Origin of the sequence: Curvibacter microcysteis, assembly GCF_028649455.1 — a bacterium.
Taxonomy (GTDB): Bacteria; Pseudomonadota; Gammaproteobacteria; order Burkholderiales; family Burkholderiaceae_C; genus Curvibacter; species Curvibacter microcysteis.
In genome coordinates this window covers 58,545-83,396 of the sequence record NZ_JAQSIO010000004.1, presented here as the reverse complement: position 1 = coordinate 83,396, position 24,852 = coordinate 58,545, and the positions used below count along the sequence as shown (strand labels likewise).

Annotated in this window: 21 protein-coding genes and 4 tRNA genes; 20 read left to right on the top strand and 5 right to left on the bottom strand. The window is 64.1% G+C overall.

Going from position 1 to position 24,852, the window contains the following annotated elements:
* Positions 1-162: 162 nt before the first annotated feature.
* The 3 genes from ppk2 (at position 163) to PSQ39_RS11955 (ending at position 3,899) form a co-directional block, all read left to right on the top strand.
* The gene (gene ppk2 / locus PSQ39_RS11965) at positions 163-1,080 is read left to right on the top strand and encodes a polyphosphate kinase 2 (RefSeq protein ID WP_273927033.1); all 918 of its coding nucleotides are present in this window, start codon (positions 163-165) and stop codon (positions 1,078-1,080) included.
* A gap of 57 nt (positions 1,081-1,137) precedes the next feature.
* The gene (locus PSQ39_RS11960; RefSeq protein ID WP_273927031.1) at positions 1,138-2,139 is read left to right on the top strand and encodes a transporter; all 1,002 of its coding nucleotides are present in this window, start codon (positions 1,138-1,140) and stop codon (positions 2,137-2,139) included.
* Positions 2,140-2,210: 71 nt separating this feature from the next.
* Entirely contained in the window at positions 2,211-3,899 is a 1,689-nt protein-coding gene (locus tag PSQ39_RS11955) for an acid phosphatase (RefSeq protein ID WP_273927029.1), read from the top strand.
* Positions 3,900-3,957: 58 nt separating this feature from the next.
* On the opposite strand, the gene PSQ39_RS11950 is transcribed toward PSQ39_RS11955, so the two are convergent.
* Entirely contained in the window at positions 3,958-4,929 is a 972-nt protein-coding gene (locus tag PSQ39_RS11950) for a Bug family tripartite tricarboxylate transporter substrate binding protein (RefSeq protein ID WP_273927028.1), read from the bottom strand.
* A 197-nt stretch (positions 4,930-5,126) separates the two neighbouring features.
* Between PSQ39_RS11950 and PSQ39_RS11945 the strand changes: the two genes are divergently transcribed.
* Positions 5,127-6,158, top strand: a complete 1,032-nt coding sequence (locus PSQ39_RS11945; RefSeq protein ID WP_273927027.1) for an ABC transporter substrate-binding protein — start codon at positions 5,127-5,129, stop codon at positions 6,156-6,158.
* A 29-nt stretch (positions 6,159-6,187) separates the two neighbouring features.
* Here the strand turns inward: PSQ39_RS11945 and PSQ39_RS11940 are convergent, their stop codons facing one another.
* Both PSQ39_RS11940 and PSQ39_RS11935 read right to left on the bottom strand, forming a co-directional pair.
* The gene (locus PSQ39_RS11940; protein WP_273927025.1) at positions 6,188-7,633 is read right to left on the bottom strand and encodes a sensor histidine kinase; all 1,446 of its coding nucleotides are present in this window, start codon (positions 7,631-7,633) and stop codon (positions 6,188-6,190) included.
* On the bottom strand, positions 7,623-8,300 hold the full coding sequence (locus PSQ39_RS11935) for a response regulator (RefSeq protein WP_273927024.1): 678 nt from the start codon (positions 8,298-8,300) through the stop codon (positions 7,623-7,625). The genes PSQ39_RS11940 and PSQ39_RS11935 overlap by 11 nt, the downstream gene beginning before the upstream one ends.
* A 103-nt stretch (positions 8,301-8,403) precedes the next feature.
* Between PSQ39_RS11935 and PSQ39_RS11930 the strand changes: the two genes are divergently transcribed.
* From PSQ39_RS11930 to ntrC, 10 genes are all read left to right on the top strand, one after another.
* Positions 8,404-9,147 carry a 16S rRNA pseudouridine(516) synthase gene (locus PSQ39_RS11930; RefSeq protein ID WP_273927023.1) on the top strand — a complete coding sequence of 248 codons (744 nt, stop codon included), beginning with the start codon at positions 8,404-8,406 and terminating at the stop codon, positions 9,145-9,147.
* A gap of 68 nt (positions 9,148-9,215) precedes the next feature.
* Positions 9,216-10,304 carry a YVTN family beta-propeller repeat protein gene (locus tag PSQ39_RS11925; RefSeq protein WP_409242026.1) on the top strand — a complete coding sequence of 363 codons (1,089 nt, stop codon included), beginning with the start codon at positions 9,216-9,218 and terminating at the stop codon, positions 10,302-10,304.
* Positions 10,305-10,386: 82 nt separating this feature from the next.
* Positions 10,387-11,136 (top strand): polysaccharide deacetylase family protein, encoded by a 750-nt coding sequence (locus PSQ39_RS11920; protein WP_273927022.1) that lies wholly within the window; start codon positions 10,387-10,389, stop codon positions 11,134-11,136.
* Positions 11,137-11,144: 8 nt separating this feature from the next.
* Positions 11,145-12,131: a sterol desaturase family protein gene (locus tag PSQ39_RS11915; protein ID WP_273927021.1), complete on the top strand. Its 987-nt coding sequence runs from the start codon at positions 11,145-11,147 to the stop codon at positions 12,129-12,131.
* A 104-nt stretch (positions 12,132-12,235) separates the two neighbouring features.
* On the top strand, positions 12,236-13,147 hold the full coding sequence (locus tag PSQ39_RS11910; protein WP_273927020.1) for an EI24 domain-containing protein: 912 nt from the start codon (positions 12,236-12,238) through the stop codon (positions 13,145-13,147).
* A complete protein-coding gene (locus PSQ39_RS11905) occupies positions 13,083-13,964 on the top strand; it encodes a competence/damage-inducible protein A (protein WP_409242025.1) in 882 nt (293 codons plus the stop codon). The genes PSQ39_RS11910 and PSQ39_RS11905 overlap by 65 nt, the downstream gene beginning before the upstream one ends.
* Positions 13,965-14,202: 238 nt before the next feature.
* Complete coding sequence (gene glnA / locus PSQ39_RS11900; RefSeq protein ID WP_273927019.1) at positions 14,203-15,618, top strand: type I glutamate--ammonia ligase; 1,416 nt, start codon at positions 14,203-14,205, stop codon at positions 15,616-15,618.
* A 161-nt stretch (positions 15,619-15,779) separates the two neighbouring features.
* The gene (locus PSQ39_RS11895; protein WP_273927018.1) at positions 15,780-16,259 is read left to right on the top strand and encodes a hypothetical protein; all 480 of its coding nucleotides are present in this window, start codon (positions 15,780-15,782) and stop codon (positions 16,257-16,259) included.
* Positions 16,256-17,341 carry a nitrogen regulation protein NR(II) gene (gene glnL, locus PSQ39_RS11890; protein WP_273927017.1) on the top strand — a complete coding sequence of 362 codons (1,086 nt, stop codon included), beginning with the start codon at positions 16,256-16,258 and terminating at the stop codon, positions 17,339-17,341. The genes PSQ39_RS11895 and glnL overlap by 4 nt, the downstream gene beginning before the upstream one ends.
* Positions 17,342-17,381: 40 nt before the next feature.
* Positions 17,382-18,974 carry a nitrogen regulation protein NR(I) gene (gene ntrC / locus PSQ39_RS11885; protein ID WP_273927015.1) on the top strand — a complete coding sequence of 531 codons (1,593 nt, stop codon included), beginning with the start codon at positions 17,382-17,384 and terminating at the stop codon, positions 18,972-18,974.
* A 152-nt stretch (positions 18,975-19,126) separates the two neighbouring features.
* Here ntrC and xth read toward each other — a convergent pair whose 3' ends face one another.
* Together xth and PSQ39_RS11875 are read right to left on the bottom strand one after the other, a co-directional pair.
* Positions 19,127-19,900 (bottom strand): exodeoxyribonuclease III, encoded by a 774-nt coding sequence (gene xth, locus PSQ39_RS11880; RefSeq protein ID WP_273927013.1) that lies wholly within the window; start codon positions 19,898-19,900, stop codon positions 19,127-19,129.
* A 193-nt stretch (positions 19,901-20,093) separates the two neighbouring features.
* Entirely contained in the window at positions 20,094-21,080 is a 987-nt protein-coding gene (locus tag PSQ39_RS11875; protein WP_273927012.1) for a Bug family tripartite tricarboxylate transporter substrate binding protein, read from the bottom strand.
* A 323-nt stretch (positions 21,081-21,403) separates the two neighbouring features.
* Here PSQ39_RS11875 and PSQ39_RS11870 point away from each other — a divergent pair.
* The 6 genes from PSQ39_RS11870 (at position 21,404) to PSQ39_RS11845 (ending at position 24,660) form a co-directional block, all read left to right on the top strand.
* Positions 21,404-21,479 (top strand) — tRNA-Gly (locus PSQ39_RS11870).
* Between the two features lie 97 nt (positions 21,480-21,576).
* Positions 21,577-21,652 (top strand) — tRNA-Gly (locus PSQ39_RS11865).
* Positions 21,653-21,749: 97 nt separating this feature from the next.
* Positions 21,750-21,825: transfer RNA gene (locus PSQ39_RS11860), tRNA-Gly, on the top strand.
* A 97-nt stretch (positions 21,826-21,922) separates the two neighbouring features.
* Positions 21,923-21,998 (top strand) — tRNA-Gly (locus tag PSQ39_RS11855).
* A 664-nt stretch (positions 21,999-22,662) separates the two neighbouring features.
* Positions 22,663-23,883 carry a tyrosine-type recombinase/integrase gene (locus PSQ39_RS11850; RefSeq protein WP_273927010.1) on the top strand — a complete coding sequence of 407 codons (1,221 nt, stop codon included), beginning with the start codon at positions 22,663-22,665 and terminating at the stop codon, positions 23,881-23,883.
* A gap of 567 nt (positions 23,884-24,450) precedes the next feature.
* Positions 24,451-24,660, top strand: a complete 210-nt coding sequence (locus PSQ39_RS11845) for a helix-turn-helix transcriptional regulator (RefSeq protein WP_273927009.1) — start codon at positions 24,451-24,453, stop codon at positions 24,658-24,660.
* The last annotated feature ends 192 nt before the right edge of the window (positions 24,661-24,852 follow it).

Here is a 24,852-nt window from a genome sequence, read left to right as displayed (position 1 = left end):
CCAACTTAACCGGCCTGGGGCGGCGCCACACCCAGCGAGATCAAGCTTTGCGCAGATTGAAGGGGAAAGTCTTGTCATGGCCCTGACACAGTGGCCCTTTAGGCTGCGGGCGCCGGCCCCTGTGGGGCCCCCGTTGCCTATTTAGCCGCCAAAGGTCTGCTTTTGATCTCCGACGAAGACGAACTCATCCGCCGCATCCACCAAGAAGCCCACGACAGCTATGACGAAGAGCTGGAACTGGAGCTGGAGGACCGCCACATTGACGAACTCGCTGGAGGCACCGACGCCTTGCGCGATGCGAGCTACCGTGAAAACCGCCGTCGCTACTTCCGGGAGCTGTTCCGCCTGCAAGGCGAACTGGTCAAACTGCAGGACTGGGTGGTTGCCAGCGGCCACAAAGTGGTGATCCTTTTTGAGGGGCGCGACGCTGCCGGCAAGGGGGGCGTGATCAAGCGCATCACCCAGCGCCTGAACCCGCGCGTGTGCCGTGTGGCGGCCTTGCCAGCGCCCAACGACCGGGAACGCACGCAGTGGTACTTCCAACGCTATGCCGCCCACTTGCCCGCGGCGGGTGAGATGGTGCTGTTCGACCGCAGTTGGTACAACCGCGCAGGCGTCGAGCGCGTCATGGGCTTTTGCAATGACGATCAGTACGAAGAGTTTTTCCGCTCGGCGCCCGAGTTTGAGCGCATGCTGGTGCGCTCGGGCATTCAGTTGATCAAGTACTGGTTTTCCATCTCGGACGACGAGCAACGCCTGCGCTTTCTGGGCCGCATCCACGACCCGCTCAAGCAGTGGAAGCTCAGCCCCATGGACCTGGAGTCGCGCCGTCGCTGGGAGGACTACACCAAGGCCAAAGAGATCATGCTGGAGCGCACCCACATCGCCGAAGCGCCCTGGTGGGTGGTGGCGGCCGACGACAAGAAGAAGGCCCGCCTGAATTGCATCCAGCACTTGCTGCAGCAAATGCCTTACGAAGAGGTGCCGCACCCGCGCATCGAGCTGCCGCAGCGCGAGCGCCACGAAGACTACCTGCGCAACCCCGTGCCGCAGGACATGTTTGTCCCGCAGGTCTATTGATGCGCAGCTTGGGTGGCCTGAACGGGCCACACGAGGCGGTGCGCGTGTGATGCAGCGATGACCCCTTCCTATGGCGCCACGCGCCACGGCTTGATTTGTGGCTACGCCTTCGAGGCGGGCGCTTCGGGGCGGGCGCTGGACCTGGAGCAGGCCCTCGCCTGGCTGCAGGCGCCGCGTGCGCCAGGCGACTTTGTCTGGCTGCATTTCAACCTCAGCGATGCCGCGGCCGAGACCTGGATTCGCAAGCACCTGCCGGTGGCGCCAGAGTTTTTTGAGGCCCTGCACGAGGGCTCGCGCTCGACCCGCATCGAAGACGCCGACGGCACCCTGGTGGCGGTGGTCAACGACGTGGCCTATGAGTTTTCCTTTGACCCCGCTGAGATCGAAACCCTGTGGGTCAACGTCAGCCCGCACCTGGCCCTGACGGCGCGCCTGCACCCGCTGCGCACCATCGACGTGCTGCGCCAGGCCGTGCGCGACGGCTTGCGCTTTGCGTCTTCACTGGCTTTTTTGAACCGCTTGTTGCATGACCAGGGCGATGTGCTGGTGCGCATCGTGCGTCAGGCCACGGTGCAGGTCGACAGCGTGGAAGACCGCCTGTTGCAGGGACGGCTGCAGCGCCAGCGTGCCGAGCTGGGCGCGTTGCGCCGGGTGCTGGTGCGCCTTCAGCGCTTGCTGGCGCCCGAGCCTGGCGCCTTGTTTCGCCTGCTGCGCCGCCCGCCTGCCTGGGTCGGGGACGAGGATCTGGACGATCTGCGCCAAGCCACAGAGGAGTTCTCTTTGGTGATCCGTGATGCGGCTGAACTGCAGGAGCGCATCCGCCTGCTGCAAGAAGAAATCGCGGCCCAGGTGGGTGAGCAGACCAACAAAAGCGTCTACACCCTGACCGTGGTCACCGTGCTGGCCCTGCCCATCAACATCGTGGCCGGTCTCTTGGGCATGAACGTGGGGGGCATCCCCCTGGCTGAGCACCCGCATGGGTTTTGGGTGATCGCGGCGGTGGTGGTGACTTTCACCGTGCTCGCAGGCTGGTGGGCCCGGCGCCGGCGTGACGACTGATCGGCCCCTGCTGCGTCAAAATGCGCGTCAGTCCGCTGCGGTCAGCGGGCACCCGCTGCGTCAGGACGCCCATGAGCCAGGACCCCACTTCACCCGCCCTCCCGTCACAGGTTGCGTCGAACCTGGACACACCACTCAGCCCCTCACGTCGGCGCTGGTTGCAAGCCGGCGTCACCGCCGCAGCCGCCACGGGCCTGAGCGCCGCGGGCGCTGCGGCCGAGACCCCTGCCAACCGGCAACAGTCACCGGCGCGCTCGCTTCAAGCGCAACTGCAGCGGCACATCCGCCATGTGGTGGTGATCTACCTGGAAAACCGCAGCTTCGTCAATTTGTTCGCTGACTTCCCCGGCGCGTTGGATCCGCTGTCTGGCCTGCCGCCCGAGCGCTTCGTTCAGCGCGACCGCAATGGCCAACCCCTGCCCGCCTTGCCCAAGGTCTGGGGGGGCCTGGTCCCACGCAGTCAAAGCGTGGAAGGCAAGACCTACCTGATCGACGAGAGCAAGATCAGCGGCCTGCCCAACGCCCCTTTTGCACTCAAGGACGCCGAAGGCCTGCCCTTGCCGGAGTCGGTCATCACGCGCGACCTGTGCCACTTGTTCTACCAGAACCAAATGCAGATCAACGGGGGACTGAACGACGGCTTTGCCGCTTGGTCCGACGCGGGGGGCCTGGTCATGGGCCACTACGGCGCGTCGCGTCAGCAGCTCGGTCTGTGGAAGCTGGCCCAGCAATACACCTTGTGCGACCGCTTTTTCATGGCGGCCTTTGGGGGCTCGTACCTGAACCACCAGTTTTTGATTGCAGGGCGTACCCCTGAGTACTTCCACGCCAGCCGCACGGCGGCTCGCACGCGCATCGCCGTGACCGAGGACGGCCCACAGGGGGCGCGTCTGGCCTTGGCCCCCGACAGCCCCGCTTCAGCCTTGGACGGCCGGCCCAAGTACGTCAACGACGGCGCCATTTCCCCCGATGGTTACGCCGTCAACACCATGGCGCCGCCTTATCAGCCCAGTTATGTGCGCCCCGCCCCCGGCGGTGACCCCAGCCTGGCCGACCCGGACCACGCCAGCACGCTGCCGCCCCAGCGCTACGACACCATTGGTGACCTGTTGTCGCGCAAACAGGTGTCTTGGGCTTGGTATGGCGGCGCCTGGCAGGCCGCCCTGGACCGGCGCGCCGATGGCGATCGGCCCAATTTCCAGTACCACCACCAGCCCTTCAATTACTTCAGCCAGTTCGCGCCCGGTACGGCGGCGCGGGCTCAGCACCTGCGCGATGGTGGCACTGGCGACAGCCCCATGTCCAACCACTTCCTGGCCGATGTGGTGGCCGGTCGCCTGCCCGCCGTGACCTTTTACAAGCCTCAGGGCAACCTCAATTTGCACGCGGGTTATTCGGACGTGGCCTCGGGCGACCAACATGTGGCCAACGTGATCGAGCACCTGAAGAAGAGCCCGCAATGGCCCCACATGCTGGTGGTGGTGACTTTTGATGAGAACGGGGGCTGGTGGGACCCGGTGGCCCCGCCGAAGGGCGACCGCTGGGGGCCGGGCTCGCGCGTGCCGGCGTTGCTGATCTCGCCCCATGTCAAGAAAGGGCATGTGGACCACACCTTCTATGACACGACCTCGATCCTGCGCTTCATCACGCGCTTGCACGGCCTGCCCACACTGCAAGGGCTGGCCGAGCGTGATGCGGCCTTCCGCGCCCGGGGCGAGCGACCCCCCGGGGACTTGAGTGCGGCCTTCCGTTTTACCTGAGTGTAGCCCCCGTGCGCAACGGGGGGCAGGCCAGCGCGCCGACGGCGCGCGCCAGGGCTTATTCCGGTTCGATCTTGGCGTCGCGCACAACCTTGCCCCAGCGCGGGGCTTCGGCCTTGATCAGGGCCGCAAAGGCTTCGGGCGTACCGCCTCCCACGTCGTTGCCTTGGCTGATGATCTTCTGGCGCAGGTCGGCATCTTGCAGGGCCTTGTTGCCCACGGTGTTGAGCAGCTTGACCAAGTCGGCCGGCATGTTCTTTGGGCCCACCAGGCCTTGCCAGTTCAGCACTTCGACGGTGGGGAAGCCCTGTTCGACCATCGTGGCCAGGTCCGGCAGCAGGGGGGAGCGCGCCTTGCTGGTGATGCCCAGGGCGCGCATCTTGCCAGCCTTGATCGAGGGCATGGCCGCATACATCTGCTCGAACATGAAGTCCACTTGGCCGCCCATGAGGTCGGTGGCAGCAGCCGAGCCGCTCTTGTAGGGCGCGTGGATCATGTCGACGCCCACGGCGTGCTCAAACAGCGAGCCGCTCAGGTGGTGCGATCCCCCAATGCCGCCCGAGGCGTAGATGATCTTGCCCGGGTTGGCCTTGGCGGCGGCGACCAGGTCTTTCAGCGTCTTGTAGGGCGAGTCGTTGCGCACCATCAGGATCAGCGGACCTTTTTCGATCAGCATGATCGGCGTCAGGTCGTTGAAGGGGTCGAAGTTGAGCTTCTTGAACAGCGCATGGTTGACCGACAAGGGGGCCAGGTTGCCCATGCCCAGGGTGTAGCCGTCAGGCTTGCCGCGGGCGATGGCTTCGGTGCCGATGTTGCCGCCGGCGCCTGCCTTGTTGTCGATGATGATGGGCTGGCCCAGCAGGCTGCTCATGACCTTGGCCACTTGGCGCGAACGGATGTCGGCATTGCCGCCCGCTGCGTAAGGGCAGATCCAGGTGATGGCTTTGCTGGGGTATTTGTCCTGGGCCAGCGCAAAGCCCGGAACCAGGGCGGCGCTGCCAACGGCTTGCAGCAGGGTGCGGCGTTTCATGTTTGTCTTCCTTGTTGTCGAGGGGTGTCGGCGGGCGCTGACCAGGGGCAGCCCTTGTGGCGGGCAGCGCTTCTGGGGCGCGACTCTAGGCCCCCCAGGCTTTCAGCTGGCTTTCAGCGGTCAGCAGGCCCATGCAGCATGACCGACAATCGCGGCATTGGGGAGGGCCTAGCAGCCCTTGGATGAAGGAGACAACTTTGAATCGATGGTGGCAACCTGCATTCTGGCGTGCCCTCTTGCTGCTGGCGGTGCTGGGCCTGGGGCAAGCGCCCGCCGGCGCCGCCGAGCGCCTGGTGTTGATGGTGGCGGGGCTGGACAAGCAGATTTACCTGCCCGTGCGCTTGGCGGCGCACCTGGGCTATTTCCGCGACCAGGGTCTGGACGTGGAGCTGCAGTCCGAGGGCTCGGGCGTGAACGCTGAAGACGTGTTGCTGGTCGGCGGCGCCCAAGGCGTGGTGGGCGCGTACGACCACACGCTGGACTTGCAGGCGCGCGGAAAAGCCGTGCAGGCGGTGGTGCTCTTCACCCTGTCGCCGGGCGAGGTGGAGTTGGTGGCCAACCCACTGGCGGACACCTTCACCAGCCCGGCTGATTTCAAGGGCCGGCGCTTGGGGGTGACGGGCCTGGGCTCTTCCACCAATCTGCTGACCCGCACGCTGGCCTTGCGCCATGGCCTGCGCCCGCAAGACTACAAAGTGGTGCCCGTGGGCAGCGGCGCCTCTTTTGCGGCTGCGCTGGCGCAGGGGCGCATCGATGCCGGCATGACCACCGAGCCCCTGGCCACGCGCTTGATCCACAGCGGCCAGGCGCGCATGTTGGTCGACCTGCGCACGCCGGAAGCGACGCTCAAAGCCCTGGGCGGGCCCTTTCCATTTGCCTCGTTGTATATGCAGACCGCCTGGGTCAACAGCCACCGCGAGCAGGTCCAGCAACTGGTCACAGCTTTGGTGCGCGCGCTGCGCTTCATCCAGCAGCGCAGCCCCGCGGAGATTGCCACGGCCTTGGGAATGGACGATGGGCTGGAGCGCAACTTGTACGTGCAGGCGCTGACGGAGAGCCGCGCCATGTACTCGCCTGACGGCTTCATGCCCGCGGCGGGCCCGCCCCATGTGCAGAAGGTGGTGGCGGCGGTGAACCGCACCGTGCGCGATCGCCCAGTGGACCTGTCGCGCACCTACACCCATGAATTTGTGCGCGTGGCCAATGCGCGGCTGGGCCCGCTTCAGTGAGCAAGGCTGGCAGGCGTGGGTGACCGGGGTCAGGCCGCGCAGGCCGGGAAGACCAAGCGCACCAGCAGGCCGTGCGCCCCCGGGGCGTCGTCCAGCGTGATCTGGGCCTGGCTGGCGTTGGCGATCTCTCTCACGATGGCCAGGCCCAGACCGCAGCCGTCGGATTGCCGGTTGTTGAGGCGGTAAAAACGTTCAAACACCTGTTCCCGCTCGGTCGCCGGGATGCCTGGGCCGTTGTCTTCCACCTGCAATTCCACCAAGTCGGCATGGCCCATCACGCGCAGCGTGACGCGTCCGCCTGGGGGGGTGTAGCGCAAGGCGTTGTCCAACAGGTTGGCGCACAGTTCATGCAGCAGCCGGGGTGAAGCCCGCACGTGGAAGGGGCCGCCTTCGGTCTCAAACCCCAGGTCGATGTCGCGCTGGTCGGCCAGCGTGGCCAGGGCCTCCAGCACGTCTTGGGCGCAGCGTGCCAGGTCCATCGGCTCTTGCTGGCGCGCTTGGCCTTGGCTGGCCTCGGCCAGTGAAAACGACAGCAGCTGGTTGACCAGGCGCATGCCGTGCTGCACCGTGCCCAGCGTGGCCTGCAAGGCTTCTTGGCGGGCCGCAGGCTCGGTGGTGCGCAGGGCGTAAACCACCTGGGTGTTGAGCACGGTCAGCGGGGTGCGCAGTTGATGGGCGGCGTCGGCAATGAAGCGGCTGTGGGCCGACATGTGGTGGTCCAGCCGGGTGGCGTAGTCGTTGACGGCGTCCACCAAGGGGGCCAGCTCGGTGGGCGTGCGGCCGGGGGCCAGGGGCTCCAGGCTGCCGGGGCGGCGCTGCAACATCTGGTCGCGCAGGGTCAGCACGGGCTGCAAGCCGCGGCGCAGGCCCAGGCCCAGCAGCAAGGCCATCAAACCCAGCACCGCGCCTTGGCGCCAGACCAGGCTGCGCCACACCTCGCTGGTCAGCGCGTTGCGGCTGTTCAGGGTCTGGGCCACCAGGATGTGCAGCGGCGCTTGTTCGGGCGCGCCCAGCAAGGGTTGGGCAAAGGCCACCGCGTGCACCGGCACGCCGTTTTGTTGGGTGTCAAAGTAGACCGCCTCTTCGGCGGCGGGCGCGTGGGGTGGGTCTGGCAGCTCGGGGTAGCCCAGCAACAGCTCACCATTGCCACGCGTGATGCGGTAGTAGACCCGGTCGCTTTGTGGGCCGGCAAACAGCTCCAGCGCCGCCGGCGGCACCACCACCTGCACGCTGTCGTCCTGGTACTGGGCTTGCTGGCCGATCATGCGCGCCGCGCCCAGCAGCAGGCGCTGCTGCACCAGGGTAGCGGTGTGCTCGGCCTCGCGGTAGCTGGACCAGGTGTCCAGCACGGCCATGCCCGCCAGGGGCACCAGCAGCCACAGCAGCAATTGGCTGCGCAGGCTGCTGCTCAGGCGGCGCAGCCCCGGGCGCACCCGCCCCGGTCCGCTGGCGGCGGGTGTGGGGTCAGGGGCCATTGGCCTTGAGCAGGTAGCCCAGCCCGCGCAGGGTGATGATGGCCACGCCGCTGCCTTGCAGCTTTTTGCGCACCCGGTGCACGTAGATTTCGATGGCGTCGGGTGACACGTTGTCGTCCAGCGTGAACAAAGCCTCGGCCAGGGCCTGCTTGCTCACTGTCTGGCCCAGCTTCATCAGCAAGGTCTCCAGCAGGGCGTGTTCGCGCGGCGTCAAGGCCAAGGCTTGCTCGTCCTCGCCCAGGTGGAATTGCCGGCTGTTGCTGTCGTAGCGCAGCGGGCCGCAACGCAGGATGGGGTTTTTGTGGTTGGCGTGGCGGCGCAGCAGCACGCGGATGCGGGCCTCCAGTTCGGCCACCTCGAAGGGCTTGGACATGTAGTCGTCGGCACCGCTGTCCAGGCCCTCGATGCGCCCCGCCAGCGAGTCGCTGGCGCTGAGGATCAGCACCGGCACGTTGTTGTCACGCGCACGCAGGCGGCGCAACACCTCCTGGCCGCTGAGACCTGGCAAGCCCAGGTCAAGGATCACCAGGTCATAGGCTTCGCTGCGCAGGCGCAGGTAGGCGTCTTCGCCGTCGTAGGCGCACTCCACCACATAACGGTCTTTCTGCAGGGTGCGGGCCAGCCACTCGGACAGGGTGCGGTTGTCTTCGACCAGCAGGATGCGCATGGGCTTCGGGGTAGGCGTTGGGGGGGAGGGGGGCGCGGCGGCCGAGGCGAAATACTAACCGCAGCCGGCCAAGGGGGCTGAGCGATCTGGAACAATCGGGCCCATGCAATTGCAGGACATTCTTTATTCGCAAGGCTTCGGCACCCGCCGCGTCTGCGCAGGGCTCATTCAGCAGGGGCTGGTTGAGGTGTATGAATCCGTCGATGCCGACAGCCCGGTGCCCGTCACCGAGTCGGCGCGCGACTTCGTGGCCACGGGCCTGCGCTTTCGGGTGCAGGGGGTGGACTGGGCTTACCACGAGAAGGCGTATTTGATGCTGAACAAGCCTGCTGGCACCGAGTGCTCACAAAAGCCCTCGGCCTGGCCCAGCATCTACACCTTGTTGCCCGCGCCGCTGCGTCAACGCCCCAGCAAGAGTGCGGTGCAAGGCGTGCAGGCCGTGGGCCGGCTCGACCAGGACACCACCGGGCTCTTGTTGCTCAGTGATGACGGCCAGTTCATCCACCGCATGAGCTCGCCCAAAAAGCATGTGCCCAAGATTTACGAGGTGGTCACCAAGCACCCCCTGGACGACGGTCAGATCCAGCGCCTGCTGGCTGGCGTGGTGTTGGACGACGACCCCAAGCCCGTGCGGGCGGCGGCCTGTGAGGCGGCCGGGCCGCATTTGCTGCGCCTGACTTTGTTGGAGGGCAAGTACCACCAGGTCAAACGCATGGTGGCGGCGGTGAGCAACCGGGTCGAAGGCTTGCACCGCGCCCAAATCGGCGGATTGACCATCCCCGCGGACCTGGCACCCGGCCAATGGCGTTGGCTCAGTGAGGCCGATCTGACCTTGCTCAAGCCCTGAGCCCCCCGGCGGCGAAGGCTTGGCGGCGGGCGGCTACACTGGCGGCTTGACCCAGAAAGTGGATTGTTGTGAAGTCGTTTGCCCGTCGCCGTATCTCCTCCGCCGTGTGCGCCAGCGCCCCCATTCTGGCCGGCGCCTCTTTGTTGCTGGCCCTCAGCGCTCCGCTGCAGGCCCAGACCGCAGCCCCTGCCGGCGCGGCGGCCAAGCCGGCGGCTGCGGCCCCGGCCAGCCTGCCCAACAACGGCCTGGTTCATCCCATTTTTGTGCTGAATTCCCTGGATGCCAGCGTCAGCGTCATTGATCCAGCCACCTGGACCGAAACCAAGCGCATTCCCACCGGCAAAGAGCCTCACCACCTGTACTTGACGCCAGATGAGAAGTCACTCATCGTGGCCAATGCCCTCGGGGATTCGCTGACCTTCCTGGACCCCAAGACGGCCGAGGTGCAGCGCACCGTGCGTGGCATTCTGGACCCCTACCAGCTGCGCTTCTCGCCCGACATGAAGTGGCTGATCACCGCCGCCAACCGCCTGAACCATGTGGACATCTACCGCTGGGATGGCAAGGACGTGACCCTGTCCAAGCGCATCTCCACCGGCAAGACACCCAGCCACTTGTGGGTGGACAGCAGCAGCAGCACGGTGTACTCCACCATGCAAGACAGTGACGAGCTGGTGGCCATCGATCTGGCCAGCCAAACCGTCAAGTGGCGCGTCAAGACCGGCTCCTTGCCGGCCGACGTCTACGGCAGCCCTGACGACAAGACCTTGTTCATCGGCATGACCGGGGGTGAGGGCGTCGAGGTGTATGACGTCAGTGGCGGCAAAGAGGCCAAGCTGATCAAGACCATTCCGACCGGCAAGGGCGCCCACGCCTTCCGGGGGGCTGGCGACAAGCGCCACATCTACGTCAGCAACCGGGTGGCCAACAGCATCAGTAAGATTGACATGCAAACCCTGACCGCAGTGGCCCAGTTGCCTGGCCCCACAGGGCCGGACTGCATGGACGTGTCGGCCGACGGCAAGCTGATCCTCTTGAGTTCGCGCTGGGCCAAGAAGATGACCGTCATTGATACCGAAACCCGCAAAGTGCTGCGGCAGGTGAACGTGGGCAAGTCCCCCCATGGCGTCTGGACCCTTGACCACGCACCGCGCTGAGCCTGTGGCACGGCTGCGACGCTCCGTTCTGCTTGCGTGTTGGGGCTGGGCGGCCGTCGGCTGGGTGCAAGCCCAAACCCCCATGCCATCCGCGGCACCGGCCCGCTGTGCCAAGCCGGTTTACCTGACGCTGGACACCGGCCACATGGGCGTGGCACCCCTGATCGCCGAGGTGCTGCAGCGCCAGCAGGTGCGCGTGACCTTTTTTGCCGCCAACGAAGCCACCCAGCAAGGCGACGGCACTTTGGGGGAGCACTGGGCTCCCTGGTGGCGCGCACGCGCTTCCGAGGGCCATGCCTTTGCCAGCCACACCTGGGACCATGTTTACTGGCGCGCTGATGTACCCGGGGCGGATGGGCAGATGCGTTTTCGCGTCAAGCCCTCGGCTGGCCCTGACAGCGGCCGCGAGTCGGTGATTGAACCCGCCGCCTATTGCGAAACCCTGGACCGCGCCTCGCGCCGCCTACAGCAACTGACGGGCCAAAAGCCGTTGCCGCTGTTCCGTGCGCCGGGCGGCAAGACTTCACCGGCCTTGCTGGCGGCCGCCCGTCAATGCGGCTATGCCCATGTGGGTTGGGCGCCGGCCGGTTTTCTGGGGGACGAGCTGCCCAGCGAGCGTTTCAGCAATGCCGCGCTGCTGGACAGAGCCTTGCGCAACATCCGCCCCGGCGACATCTTGATGGCGCACCTGGGCATTTGGTCGCGTCGCGACCCCTGGGCCCCGGCGGTGCTGGAGCCCTTGATCGAGGGGCTCAAGGCCCGTGGGTTTTGTTTCGCCACCTTGCGTGAGCACCCTGACTACCAGGCCTGGCTGGCGCAAAAAGGTTTTTGAGGTCGGACATGGATGCGTTGATCGATGCTTTTGGGGCCGCCCAGCTCTGGCTGTTCGAGGCGATTCTGCAGCCCTTGATGTTCCAGGCGGGTTGGGGCAACTTCCTCGAAGATGGCTACAACGCCATGGGCTGGTTTCTGGTTGGCCTGATCCAGTTGGTCGTCATGGTGGCCTTGATTGCCCCCCTGCAGCGCCTGTGGCCCGCAGAGCCCCTGACCGACCGCCGTGCCGTGCGGGTGGACATTCTCTACACCTTGATCCACCGCCTGGGCCTGGTGCGCGTGGTCTTGTTCTTCGCCGTTGATCCTTTGTTCGATGAGCTGTTTGGCCACTTGCGGGTGGCCGGTTGGCCCACCTGGCACCTGGACGAGCTGTGGCCTGGCGTGACGGATCAGCCCTGGGTCAGTCTGGTGCTGTACCTGGTGGCCTTCGACTTTGTGGGCTACTGGGTGCACCGCGCCCAGCACCAATCCGACCGCTGGTGGGCTTTGCATTCGCTGCACCATTCCCAGCGTCAGATGACGATGTGGTCCGACAACCGAAACCACCTGCTCGACGACCTGATCGGCGACTGCATCATGGTGTTGGTGGCGCAGTTGATTGGCATTGCGCCGGGGCAGTTCATTGCCGTGGTGGCCATCACCCAGCTCAGCGAGAACTTCCAACACGCCAATCTGCGCTGGTGGTTTGGCCGCGTGGGCGAGCGCCTGTGGGTCAGTCCGCGTTTCCACCGCATGCACCACGCCATCGGCGTGGGCCATGAGTTCCCGGCGGTACCGGGGCGCAGCGGCCCGCCGGTGTTGGGGGGCTGCAATTTCGGTGTGCTCTTGCCGTGGTGGGACATGCTGTTTGGCACGGCCAATTTCGAAGTCGCGTACTTGCCCACCGGCGTGCGGGATCAGGTCGAGCCAGGCCCCCATGGTCTGCGTGACTACGGCCGGGGCTTTTGGGCTCAACAGTGGCTGGGCTTGAGGCGCTTGTTTGGGCAGGGCTGAACACCTCTTCGGAGGCACCTGAGCGCCAGCCCCCGATCGAAGGGCGGCTTGCCTCACTGACCCGGGCTTGACCCTTTGCCTTGGCCTGCGGTTATGCTGCGCCCATGACTTTGCTGCTCGACTCCTTCTGGCGCGCGGTGGTGTATTGCCTGCACCCGCGCGTGATCGCCTTGTCCTTTCTGCCCTTGCTGCTGCTGGTCGGTCTGGCCTTGGGACTGGGTTACTTCTACTGGGAACCCGCCGTGGATGGCGTGCGCCAGATGCTGGAGGCGTCGGAGCTGTTGAATGCCTTTTTGGGCTGGCTGCAGAGTGTGGGCATGGGCGCGCTCAAAACGGTGTTCGCGCCCCTGATCGTCATCGCGGTCGTCACCCCTTTGCTGGTGGTGGTGTCGCTGGTGGTGGTGGCGGTGTTGATGGCACCTGCTTTGGTGTCCATGGTCAGCGAGCGGCGGTTTCCCCGCATGGACCGGCTGCGCGGTGGTTCCACCCTGGGCAGCGTGCTGTGGTCCTTGGGGTCGGTCTTGTTGGCCTTGGTGGCCCTGATCGCCTCAGTGCCCCTGTGGCTGGTGCCGCCCCTGATTCTGATTTTGCCGCCCCTGATCTGGGGCTGGCTGACGTACCGTGTCATGGCCTATGACGCTTTGGCCTTGCACGCCAGCAAGGCCGAACGCCAAACCCTGTTTCGGCGCCACCGCTTGACGCTGCTGGGCATGGGCGTGATGACGGGGTACCTGGGCGCAGCGCCCAGCCTGGTCTGGGCGTCCGGCGCCTTGTTTGCCGCGGCTTTCGTGGTGCTGGTGCCGGTGGCCATCTGGATTTACACCCTGGTGTTTGCGTTTTCCTCGCTGTGGTTTGCCCACTACTGCCTGGCCGCGCTCGATAGGCTTCGGGCCGAGTCGGGTACGGCGGCTCCGGTCGAGGTGTTGGACCCCATCACGGTAGGATGGAAGGATGAGCCCAACCCACCTCCCTCCCTCCCCATCGGCAGCGGCGCCGAGCCTCCCCGCCTTCCCTGAGGCGCTGCGTCCTTTTGGCTTGATCATCGTCGGTGACGAGATCATGTCGGGCAAGCGTGCTGACAAGCACATGCCCAAAGTCATCGAACTGCTGGGCGCGCGTGGTCTGCAATTGGCCTGGGCGGATTACGTTGGCGATTCGCCGCAACGCCTGGAAGCCACCTTGGCCCGGGCCTTTGCTTCGGGCGATGCCGTGTTTTCATGCGGTGGCATTGGCGCCACGCCAGACGATCACACCCGTCAATGTGCGGGCCGTGCCTTGGGCCAGCCCCTGCAGCTGCACCCGCAGGCGGCGGATCTGATTCGCGAACGCATGCAAGACGTGGCGCGCGAGCAAGGCCTTCCCTACGAGCCCGAACGTGACGACAACGTGCACCGCCTGAACATGGGGGTGTTCCCAGCCTCGGCCACCATCATCCCCAACCCCTACAACAAGATTGCTGGCTTCTCCTGCCAGGGCTCGGGCGGGGGAGCAGTGCACTTTGTGCCAGGCTTTCCGGTCATGGCCTGGCCGATGATCGAATGGGTGCTGGACACCCACTATGCGCATTTGTTCAACCGGGTGCCCCACGTCGAGAAGTCGGTGATCGTTTTTGGCGCCATGGAGGCGGCCCTGACACCGCTGATGGAAGACATCGAACGAGCCCATGCCGGGGTCAAGGTGTTCAGCCTGCCCAGCGTGGACCACCCCCAGTACGGCCGGCACATTGAGTTGGGCGTCAAAGGGGACCCGACGATGGTTTTGCAAGCCTACCCCGCCCTGCTGGCTGGCCTGCATCGCTTTGAGGTCAAGCTGGGCCCTGAAATGGTGCGTTGATGTTTTGAACCAAGTTGGTGCATTTCTGTTTTGCACCAAAACAATGCATTCCACGGGGCTTGAGTAAAAATAACGAGCTCGGCAGGTGGGCTTGAGGGGGCAAAATGCCGGCAACGGCCTGCTGGCAAGGCAAAATACGGCCGTGGGCTGCGAGTGTCGTGCACCAAGCTTTGGCACAAAAACTGCATTCCCCTTTGAGTCATTGATTTTTTAACCAGCCTCAACCCAGGAGATCCTGATGGCAAAGACCGTCGCAGACGTGATGAAGTTGGTGAAGGAAAACGAAGTCAAGTTCATCGACTTCCGCTTCACCGATACCCGTGGCAAGCAGCAGCACACCACGGTTCCTGTGTCCCACTTTGACGAAGACAAGTTCACGTCGGGGCACGCTTTTGACGGTTCTTCCATCGCTGGTTGGAAAGGCATTGAAGCCTCTGACATGCTGCTGGTGCCGGATCCGAACACCGCCAACATCGACCCCTTCTTCGAAGAAACCACCCTCATCCTGACCTGCGATGTGGTGGAACCGGCTGACGGCAAGTCCTACGACCGCGACCCGCGTTCGATCGCCAAGCGCGCTGAAGCCTACCTGAAGGCTTCGGGCATGGGCGACACCGCCTTCTTCGGTCCGGAACCCGAATTCTTCATCTTCGATGGCATCCGTTGGAGCACCGAGCCGCAAAACACCTTCTACGAAATCGAAGAGTACGAAGCCCCGTGGAACACCGGCTCCAAGCTCGAAGGCGGCAACCGCGGTCACCGTCCGACCGTCAAGGGCGGTTACTTCCCGGTGCCCCCGGTCGACAGCACGCAAGACATGCGCGCTGAAATGTCCCTGATCCTCGAATCCCTGGGCATCCCGGTCGAAGTGTTCCACCACGAAGTGGCTGGCGCTGGCCAAAACGAAATCGGCACCCGTTTCAGCACCCTGGTGGAACGCGCTGACTGGACCATCCTGCAAAAGTACGTGATCCACAACGTGGCCAACGCTTACGGCAAGACGGCCACCTTCATGCCCAAGCCCTACCACGGTGACAACGGCTCCGGCATGCACGTTCACCAGTCGGTCTGGAAGGACGGCAAGAACCTGTTCGCCGGTGACGGCTACGCTGGCCTGTCTGATTTCGCCCTGTACTACATCGGCGGCATCATCAAGCACGCCCGTGCCCTGAACGCCATCACCAACCCGGGTACCAACAGCTACAAGCGCCTGGTGCCTCACTTCGAAGCCCCGGTGAAGCTGGCCTACTCGGCCAAGAACCGGTCCGCTTCGATCCGCATCCCATTCGTGTCGAACCCGAAGGGCCGTCGCGTGGAAGCCCGCTTCCCCGATCCGCTGATGAACCCGTACCTGGGCTTTGCTGCCCTGTTGATGGCTGGTCTGGACGGCGTGGAAAACAAGATCCACCCCGGCGAAGCGGCCACCAAGGACCTGTACCACCTGCCGCCCGAAGAGGACGCACTGGTGCCGACCGTCTGCCACAGCCTGGATCAAGCCCTGGAAGCCCTGGACAAGGACCGCGCGTTCCTGACCAAGGGTGGCGTGTTCACCGACTCCATGATCGATGCCTACATCGATCTGAAGATGCAAGAAGTCAACCGCTTCCGCATGTCGGTTCACCCCGTCGAATACGACATGTACTACTCCCTGTAATCACAGGGCCATGCATGGCGCAAAAAGGGCAGCTTCGGCTGCCCTTTTTTCATGGTGTCTATCCCAGGCATAGGCTGCTGGCTGATCGGGCTTTGCCTTCTCGGGGCAGAGCGATTGGGGGATACTTGCCAAGCTGCCCGCAAGGGCGTTGAACTGGACGTATGAAACACGCTGTACTGATCCCCCTGCTGGTCCTTTTGGCAGGCCCCGCCTTGGCGCAAGACCGCATTTACCGTTGCGGCAATGAATACACCAACACGGTCTCCGCTGCGCGGTCCAAAGACTGCAAGCTGGTCGAAGGTGGCAATGTGACGGTGGTTCCGGGGACCCGTCCGGCGACCAATCCGGCTGAGCCCGGTCGCGTCGTGACCGCTCCACCCGGTGCGCCGAAGGTCGACAACAGTGAGCAAAAAGCCCGCGATGCTGATGCTCGGGCCATCCTTGAATCCGAATTGCGCAAAGCCGAGGCCCGCCTGGCTGAACTGCAAAAGGAATACAACAACGGCGAGCCTGACAAACAAGGCGGAGAAGCCAAGAATTACCAGAAGTATCTTGACCGGGTGGCGGCCCTCAAGGAGTCGCTGACCCGTGCCGAGGCCGACGTGGCCGGTATCAAGCGTGAAATGGCGCGCCTCAAATGAGCCGCCAATCCCCCCCGGTACCGACCCCCGTTTTGGCGGCCTTTCAACCCTTTGACCTGCTGGCGACCTTGGTCGCTGTGGTGCGCATTGATGGCACGGTGGTGTTTGCCAATGCCGCGCTGGAAGATGCCATTGGCACCTCGCGCCGCACGATCGAAGGCTCCCAATTTGCCGACTTCTTTTCCGAGCCGCAGATCCTGCGCAATGCGCTGGAAGGCGCCGGCAGCAATGAATTCGCCGCGCTGCGTTACGACGCCTGGCTCAAGCGCTTCAACCACGACCCGGTGCTGGTGCATGTGATCGTGGCCCAGACGGATCGACCCGGCGAGGTGATCATCGAGCTGTTGCCCTTGGAACAGCAGGCCCGCCAGGACCGCGAGGAGCGGCTGATTGACCAGGCCCAGGCCAACAAAGAGCTGATCCGCAACCTGGCCCACGAGATCAAGAATCCGCTGGGGGGCATCCGCGGCGCAGCCCAGTTGCTGCAGATGGAGGTCGAGTCGCGCGACCTGATCGAGTACACCCAGGTCATCATCCACGAGGCCGATCGCCTGCAAACCCTGGTGGACCGGTTGCTGGCACCGCACCGGCGCCCGCATGTGGTCGGGGACGTCAACATCCACGAGGTGTGCGAGCGCGTGCGCTCCCTGATCTTGGCCGAGTTTCCGCGTGGTCTGCGCGTGGTGCGGGACTACGACACCTCGATCCCCGAGTTCCGCGGCGACCGTGAGCAACTCATCCAGGCGGTGCTCAACATCGCCCACAACGCCGCCCAGGCCTTGGCCGATCGAGTGGCCGCAGGCGACGGGCAGATCATCTTCCGCTCGCGCATTGCGCGGCAGGTTACTTTTGGCAAACAGCGCTACCGACTGGCACTGGAATTGCATGTCATCGACAACGGGCCCGGCGTGCCGGACTCGATCAAGGACCGCATCTTCTACCCCCTTGTTTCAGGGCGTGATGGTGGTTCCGGCCTGGGGCTGACGCTGGCACAGACTTTTGTGCAGCAACACCACGGTTTGATCGAGTGCGATAGCGTGCCAGGGAGGACGGATTTCAAGATATTGATTCCCTTGCCCTGACTTTGATTGACAACAAATTGACCTAAGGTGGTAAGTGCTCATGAAGCCGATCTGGATAGTAGATGACGATCAATCGATCCGCTTCGTGCTCGAAAAAGCGCTGTTGCGGGAAGAGCTGCCCACGCGCAGCTTCACCAACCCGCGCGAGGTGCTGGCGGCGCTGGACGACATCGGCGAAGACGATGTGGACAACCAGGGCCCGCAGGTGCTGGTCAGCGACATCCGCATGCCAGGCGGTTCGGGCCTGGACCTGCTGAGCAAGGTCAAGGAGCGCCACCCCGGCTTGCCCGTCATCATCATGACGGCCTTCTCGGACCTGGACAGTGCGGTCTCGGCCTTCCAGGGCGGCGCCTTCGAATACCTGCCCAAACCCTTTGACCTGCCCAAGGCGGTGGAGTTGATCCGCCGCGCGGTCGAAGAAAGCCAGCGCGAAGAAGTGGCCGAAGAACGCATGGCCGCCACGCCTGAGATGCTGGGCCAAGCGCCAGCCATGCAGGACGTGTTCCGCGCCATCGGCCGCTTGAGTCAAAGCAATGTGACGGTGATGATCACCGGCGAATCCGGCTCGGGTAAAGAGCTGGTGGCGCGCGCCCTGCACAAGCATTCGCCGCGCGCCAACGGCCCCTTTGTGGCCATCAACACCGCCGCCATCCCCAAGGACCTGCTGGAGTCCGAGCTGTTTGGCCATGAGCGTGGCGCCTTCACGGGCGCCCAGACCATGCGCCGTGGCCGTTTTGAACAAGCCGAGGGCGGCACGCTGTTTTTGGACGAAATCGGCGACATGCCCTTCGACCTGCAAACCCGTTTGCTGCGTGTGTTGTCAGATGGCCACTTCTACCGCGTGGGGGGGCACAACGCCGTCAAAGCCAATGTGCGCGTCATTGCGGCCACCCATCAGGACCTGGAGCAGCGCGTCAAGGACGGCGTGTTCCGCGAGGACTTGTTCCACCGCCTCAACGTGATCCGCCTGCGCCTGCCAGCGCTGCGTGAGCGCAAGGAAGACGTGCCCATGCTGACGCGTCATTTCCTGCAGCAAAGCGCCAAGCAGTTGGGCGTGGAGCCCAAGCGAATCGCTGACACCGCCCTGGCCCAACTGGGGGGCTTCAACTTCCCGGGCAACGTGCGTCAGTTGGAGAACATCTGCCACTGGTTGACGGTCATGGCACCGGCCCAAGTCATCGAGGCCAAGGATTTGCCGCCCGAGGTCTTGGGCGGCTCCGGGGTGGGGGGCGCCATCAATTCGGCGTCTTATCACCCGGCGGCTGTTGCCCTGGAGCCGACGCCGGTGCGCGTGGAGCTGCCTGGTGCATCCCTGGCGCCGGTGTCAGGCCTGCCCGTGATGGGGGCTGATGGCCTGGCGCTGGAAGCCGCGGGCGATGAGGCCATGCCCCTGCCGGCCGCCGCCCTGGCCAAGCGGGCCTCGGGTTGGGAGTTGGGCCTGGAAACCGAAGCCTTGGAGTTGCTGGCCACCGGCCGCCACGATGTGTGGGACGAGTTGACGCGCCGCTTTGAATCCAAGCTGATCTTGACCGCCCTGGCCAACACCCGAGGCCGCCGCATCGAAGCGGCACAAAAGCTGGGCATTGGGCGCAACACCATCACACGCAAGATCCAGGAGCTGGGGCTGGAGTAAGCCTGCTTGGGCGCGGTCGCAAGCGGCACGCCAGGCTCATCCACACCGCTGCAAGCGCTGGTTTGCTGCGGTGTATCTCTTGGAGCGCTCGGTGAGCGGGGTGGAGGGTGGGGCGCGTTTCTGCGATGGATGGGACCGCGCGGGCGACACGCTCAGAACGTCACCACCACGGGGGTGTGGTCGCTGGGGCGTTCATTTTTGCGGGGGGCCCGGTCGATCACGCAGGCGCTGACCTGGGGTTTGAGGGCTTCGCTGACCAGGGCGTAGTCGATGCGCAGGCCTCGGTTGCGCCGGAAGGCGAACTCGCGGTAGTCCCACCAGGAGTAGCTTTTCTCTGCCTGCTCGAACAGGCGGAAGGCGTCGTGCAGGCCCAGGGCCAGCAGGGCCTTGAGCTCATCGCGCTCGGCCGTGGTGTGGTGGATGGTTTCGCGCAGGCCTTCGGGGTCCCAGGTGTCGCGGTCATCGGCCGTGATGTTGAAGTCGCCCAGCAGCACCAGACGCGGGTGCGCTTCGAGCTGGCTGTGCAGCCAGTCGCGCAGCGCCTGCAGCCAGCGCATCTTGTAGACGAACTTGTCCGAGTCGGGGGCTTGACCGTTGACGAAGTAGCCATTGACGATGCGCACCGGGCCATCTTCGCCCTGCAAGGTGCCAGCGATGATGCGGGCCTGTTCGTCCTCAAAGCCCGGGATGTTGCGTACCGTCTCGCTCAGCGGGCTGCGGCTCAGGATGGCGACGCCGTTGTACGTCTTTTGGCCAAAGAAGGCGCTGTGGTAGCCGGCCTCTTGCAGTGCTGCGACCGGGAACTTGTCGTCGCTGAGCTTGAGCTCTTGCAGGCACAGCGCATCAACGGGGTTGGCGGCCAGCCAGTCCAGCACTTGGGGCAGGCGAACGGACAGGGAGTTGACGTTCCAGGTGGCGACTTTCATGGGCTTTCTCAATCTCTGGGGCTGGAGCCGTCCACCGCAGAGGTGGGCTGCCGCAGCTGGGCACAGCGGGCCCGTGCCCGCCGAAGGCCGCCATTGTCTCCCGAGCGTGACGATCCGGGCGGCGAACCGTGCTTTATCCGCCGGGGATGTGGGGGCGGGCGATCGGGTGAGCGGGCGCCGCGCGGGAGGGCGTTCAGTCCAGGGTGGCGCCCGTGTCCTTGACCACCTTCTGCCAGCGTTGCAGGTCATCGCGCACCAGCTCGGCCAGTTGAGTGGCGCTGCCTTTGAAGGGCTCGCAGCCCACTGCGGCCAGGCGCTCAATGACTTCTTTTTGCTCCAGGGCCTTGCTCACCTCTTGCTGCAGCTGGTTGACGATGGCGGCCGGTGTGCCCGCAGGCGCGAACAGCCCATACCAAGGGGTCTGGCCAAAGCCCTTCAGGGTTTCGCCCATGGTGGGGCTGTCGGGCAGGGCAGCGATGCGTTTGGGGTTGACCACGCCGATCACCTTGAGCTTGCCGGTTTTGATGAACGCAATGGAGGACGGCAAGCTCTGGACCGACAGTGGCACCTGCCCGCCCACCACGTCGGTAGCGGCCGCAGCGGAGCCCTTGTAAGGGATGTGCTGCAGGTCGATGCCTGCCGCCTTTTGCAGCATTTCACCAATCAGGTGGTTGAGCGTGCCATTGCCCGCTGAGGCAATCGCGTACTTGCCGGGGCTGGCCTTGGCCAGGGCGATCAGTTCGGCCAGATTGCGCGCCGGGAAGCTGGGGTTGGCCACCAGCACGTAGCCGGCGGTGGCCACGGGGGCGATGGGCTCGAAGTCCTTGACGGGGTCAAAGCCCGTGTTTTTGTAAAGCCAGGGGTTGATCACCTGGGCACTGTCGGCTGTCAGCAGCAAGGTGTAGCCGTCGGGTTTGGCCCGCGCGGTGGCGGCTGTGCCCACATTGCCGCCAGCTCCAGGGCGATTGTCCACCAACACGGTCTGGCCCAGTTGCTCGCTGAGCTTTTGTGCCACCACCCGGGCGATCGCATCGTTGGCGCCGCCGGCAGCCTGGGGGACGACCACAGTGATGGGTTTGCTGGGGAAGCGCTCCTGCGCCTGCAAGCCCAGCGCGCTGGCGCCCAGCCAACCCGCCAGGGCGCGGCGTGTGAGGGGCAAATAGGTGTTGGATCGGTTCATGGGCAGTGTCTCCTGGTAACGATGGGCGGCCTGAGCAGGGCAGCCAGTGGCCTTGTTTGGACCGAGCATACGTCAGCCCTCATGGGCAAGGCAGGTGGTTTGCCCTTGTCCGGTGCTGCGCTTGCCCTCGAACAAGCGCCTCACGCCATGGCGCAGTTCGGCCCTTGGTGCCCGGCGCCTCCGCCTGTGGGGCAGGGCCACGGTTCGATGAATTTTTAAAAAATTTTGGCATGTAGGAAAAAATATGTATAATCTGAGGCTTCGCTGAACAAGCTGCGGTGTATGCCCCAACTGCACAGCGAAAATGCTTCGAAAGAAGCCCTGCGGGAATAGCTCAGTTGGTAGAGCGCAACCTTGCCAAGGTTGAGGTCGAGAGTTCGAGCCTCTTTTCCCGCTCCAGACAAAGCCGCTGCGGTTTGGCTCGCAGAAGGCAGGGTGAGGTCAGCAATGGCCGCATCCGGCAGGCCCTCGAAAGAGAGCTTGCGAAAACGGTTACGCGGGAATAGCTCAGTTGGTAGAGCGCAACCTTGCCAAGGTTGAGGTCGAGAGTTCGAGCCTCTTTTCCCGCTCCAAACAAAGCCGCTGCGGTTTGGCTCGCAGAGGGTAGGGTGAAGTCAGCAATGGCGGCATCCGGCAGGCACTTGAAAGAGGGCCTGCGAAAACGGTTACGCGGGAATAGCTCAGTTGGTAGAGCGCAACCTTGCCAAGGTTGAGGTCGAGAGTTCGAGCCTCTTTTCCCGCTCCAAATAAAGCCGCTGCGGTTTGGCTCGCAGAGGGCAGGGTGAGGTCAGCAATGGCCGCATCCGGTAGGCGCTTGAAAAAGGGTCTGCAAAAACGGTCACGCGGGAATAGCTCAGTTGGTAGAGCGCAACCTTGCCAAGGTTGAGGTCGAGAGTTCGAGCCTCTTTTCCCGCTCCAAACAAAAAAAGGAAGCTTCGGCTTCCTTTTTTTTCGCCTGTCACTGGGGTCACTCCGTGAACGCTGACAGGCTCCTGAGGAGCCCGACCCAAGCCGAGGGATTGCGCGCCGGGCCGCCAAGGCGGTGACCCGGTCGGCTCGTGCTAGACTGCGCGCCGTGCCCGGATGGTGAAATTGGTAGACACAAGGGATCGTCAGACAACGAGTCCCCCTTCGCCAGTAACGGCGAAGCAAGCTGTGGGTGAATTCAGGAGAGGCTAAAGCGCAAGCCATGCCGATCGTGAGCCAAGCCAGAACTGCAGTTCTGGAAGGTGCAGAGACTACTGGAGAGGTCAAGCCCTCTTAATGACCAGCAAGAGCGCCCACTGCCCCACCAGGTCAAGCTGAGGGCAAAGAGATAGTCCATGCTGCGGGGAAACCGGCAGACAGAGCATGCTTAAAATCCCTCGACGCAAGTCGTACCGGTTCGATTCCGGTTCCGGGCACCATTTGATCGCCTCAGGCGGTCGCCAAACCCCTCAAAACCCGCATGGCTTCTGGCTCTGCGGGTTTTTTCTTGTCGCAGGTAGGCTCAAGGGGTAGCATCTCATCTCGGTATTTTTACGGTACTTCGAACGGTACTTGGTAGATGCCGTAGGTCCAGATACCGTAAGAAGCCCCCTCCATGCCCCTCACCGATACTTTCATCAAGCAAGTCAAACCCTCAGGCAAGCCAGCGGGGGACAAGTACGCCGACGGCGCTGGCATGTTCCTTCTCGTCAAGGCGGCAGGCAAGTATTGGCGGATGGACTATGCGATCCACGGCAAGCGCAAGACGTTGGCCTTGGGTGTCTACCCTGAGGTGTCTCTGGCCAAGGCTCGCCAAAGGCGCGAAGATGCCAAGAAGCTGTTGGCTGATGGGCTCGACCCCGGCCAGGCCAAGCGGGAGGAAAAGTTACACCGCGCTGCAACTGCCTCCAACACCTTCGAGGCAATCGCGCGCTTGTGGTTGACGGCGACGGCAGCCAGTCGTGCTGAGTCCACCCAGGGAAAAGTCCAAACCTGGCTGGTGAAGGATGTTTTTCCCTCCATCGGTGCTAGCCCCATCACCTCAATTGGCCCGCGTGATGTTTTGGCCGTGGTGCGCAAGATCGAGGCCCGTAAGGCGTTTGACACTGCGCACCGGGTGAACCAGATCTGCGGTCAGGTGTTCCGCTTTGCCGTCGCCGAGGGCTCTGCTGAGCGCGATGTGACCACGGATCTGCGTGGAGCCCTGCAGCGTGCTGAAAAGACGCATTACGCTGCTGTCACGGATCCCTCGCAGCTGGGGCCCCTGCTGCGGGCTATTCATGCGTACACGGGCTACCCCGTCGCCAGTGCTGCACTCAAGCTGACGCCGCTGGTGTTTGTCCGGCCGGGCGAGCTGCGCTCAGCGGAGTGGACTGAGTTTGATCTGGAGGCCGCCGAATGGCGCATCCCTGGTGCCAAGATGAAGATGAAGAACGATCACCTCGTTCCCCTGAGTCGCCAGGCAGTAGCGATTCTGCAGGAGCTGCAACCAATCACCGGGCACGGCCGGTATGTTTTTCCCAGCATGCGCACTGGCGAACGCTGCATGTCCGAAAACACCGTCAATGCAGCCTTGCGGGGCATGGGGTACAGCAACGAGGTACAGACCGCCCATGGCTTCCGTGCAACGGCCCGAACGATCATGGATGAGGTGCTGGGCGAGCGCGTGGACTTGATCGAGCACCAGCTTGCTCATGCCGTCAAAGACCCCAATGGCCGCGCCTACAACCGTACGGCTCACCTGCCAGCCCGGCGCGAAATGATGCAGCGGTGGGCGGACTACCTGGACAAGCTGCGCCAGGGGGCTGACGTGATCCAACTGCGTGCGAACGGGTGAGCTGATGGTTTGGATCAACTTTGACGCAGATGCTGCTGAGTACGTCTCATGCGCGCCAGGTGACGCTGATGCAGCAGCCAAGGCCCTGCAGTTAGCGGCTCGGTACATCCGTGAGGGAAAGCCCTTGCCAACCCCTCTGGCTGGACATTTGGCCGGCGCCATTGAGGCTGCGATGGCGAAGCCACCCGCAGCCAGGGCCAAGGAGTTGGCAAGAGAGCTACACCTCACAGTGCTTAATGCGCGCCCCAAGGGTGACTACTACAAGATTGGGCAGGAATTTGACGCTCTGAGAAGACGTGGGCTAACCGTTGAGGGTGCATACGCTAGCTTGGCCGAGTCGTACAAGCGTGATCCGGCTAAGCCTGATCTGTCTAAGCTTGAGCTGTCGGAGGCAACGGTGAGGCGCAGGGTTCGGGAATATCAGGAAGCAATGCGTAGCGACCAGGAATAAGTCAAGGTCAAAAGCCCCAGACCTGTTGGCCTCGACGGCGCATAGTGCCTCAGGAACACTATTGAACACGCAAGACACATCACCCCGGTGTGTCCGTCACCTCAATAGAGATCCACATGGCCGCTATTCCCTCATCCGCCGTCAACTTCGACGACCTCCCCGACAGTGCGTTTGTCGCACTCGACGTCGTGACCACCGTCACTGGCGTTTCCAAAGCGACTGTCTGGCGCATGGTCCAGCGCGGCGCCTTGCCCGCCCCCCGGAAAATTTCCCTTCGCGCAACGCGCTGGCACGTGGGCGAATTGCGCGCCTTCTTGGCTGCGTGACGTCGAATTGCCATTTACCCCCGATATTGGCCGCTTCTATTCGACTCCGATCAGGTTCCTGCAATGACCATTCGCCCTTTCTCCATGTCCGTCACGGGCAGCCTGCGTGACTTCGCAGATGCCCTCCACCGAGCTCGCGGCGGCGACTCCCGCAAAGCCCCCGAGGCCACGATACCGACCATCACCAACGAC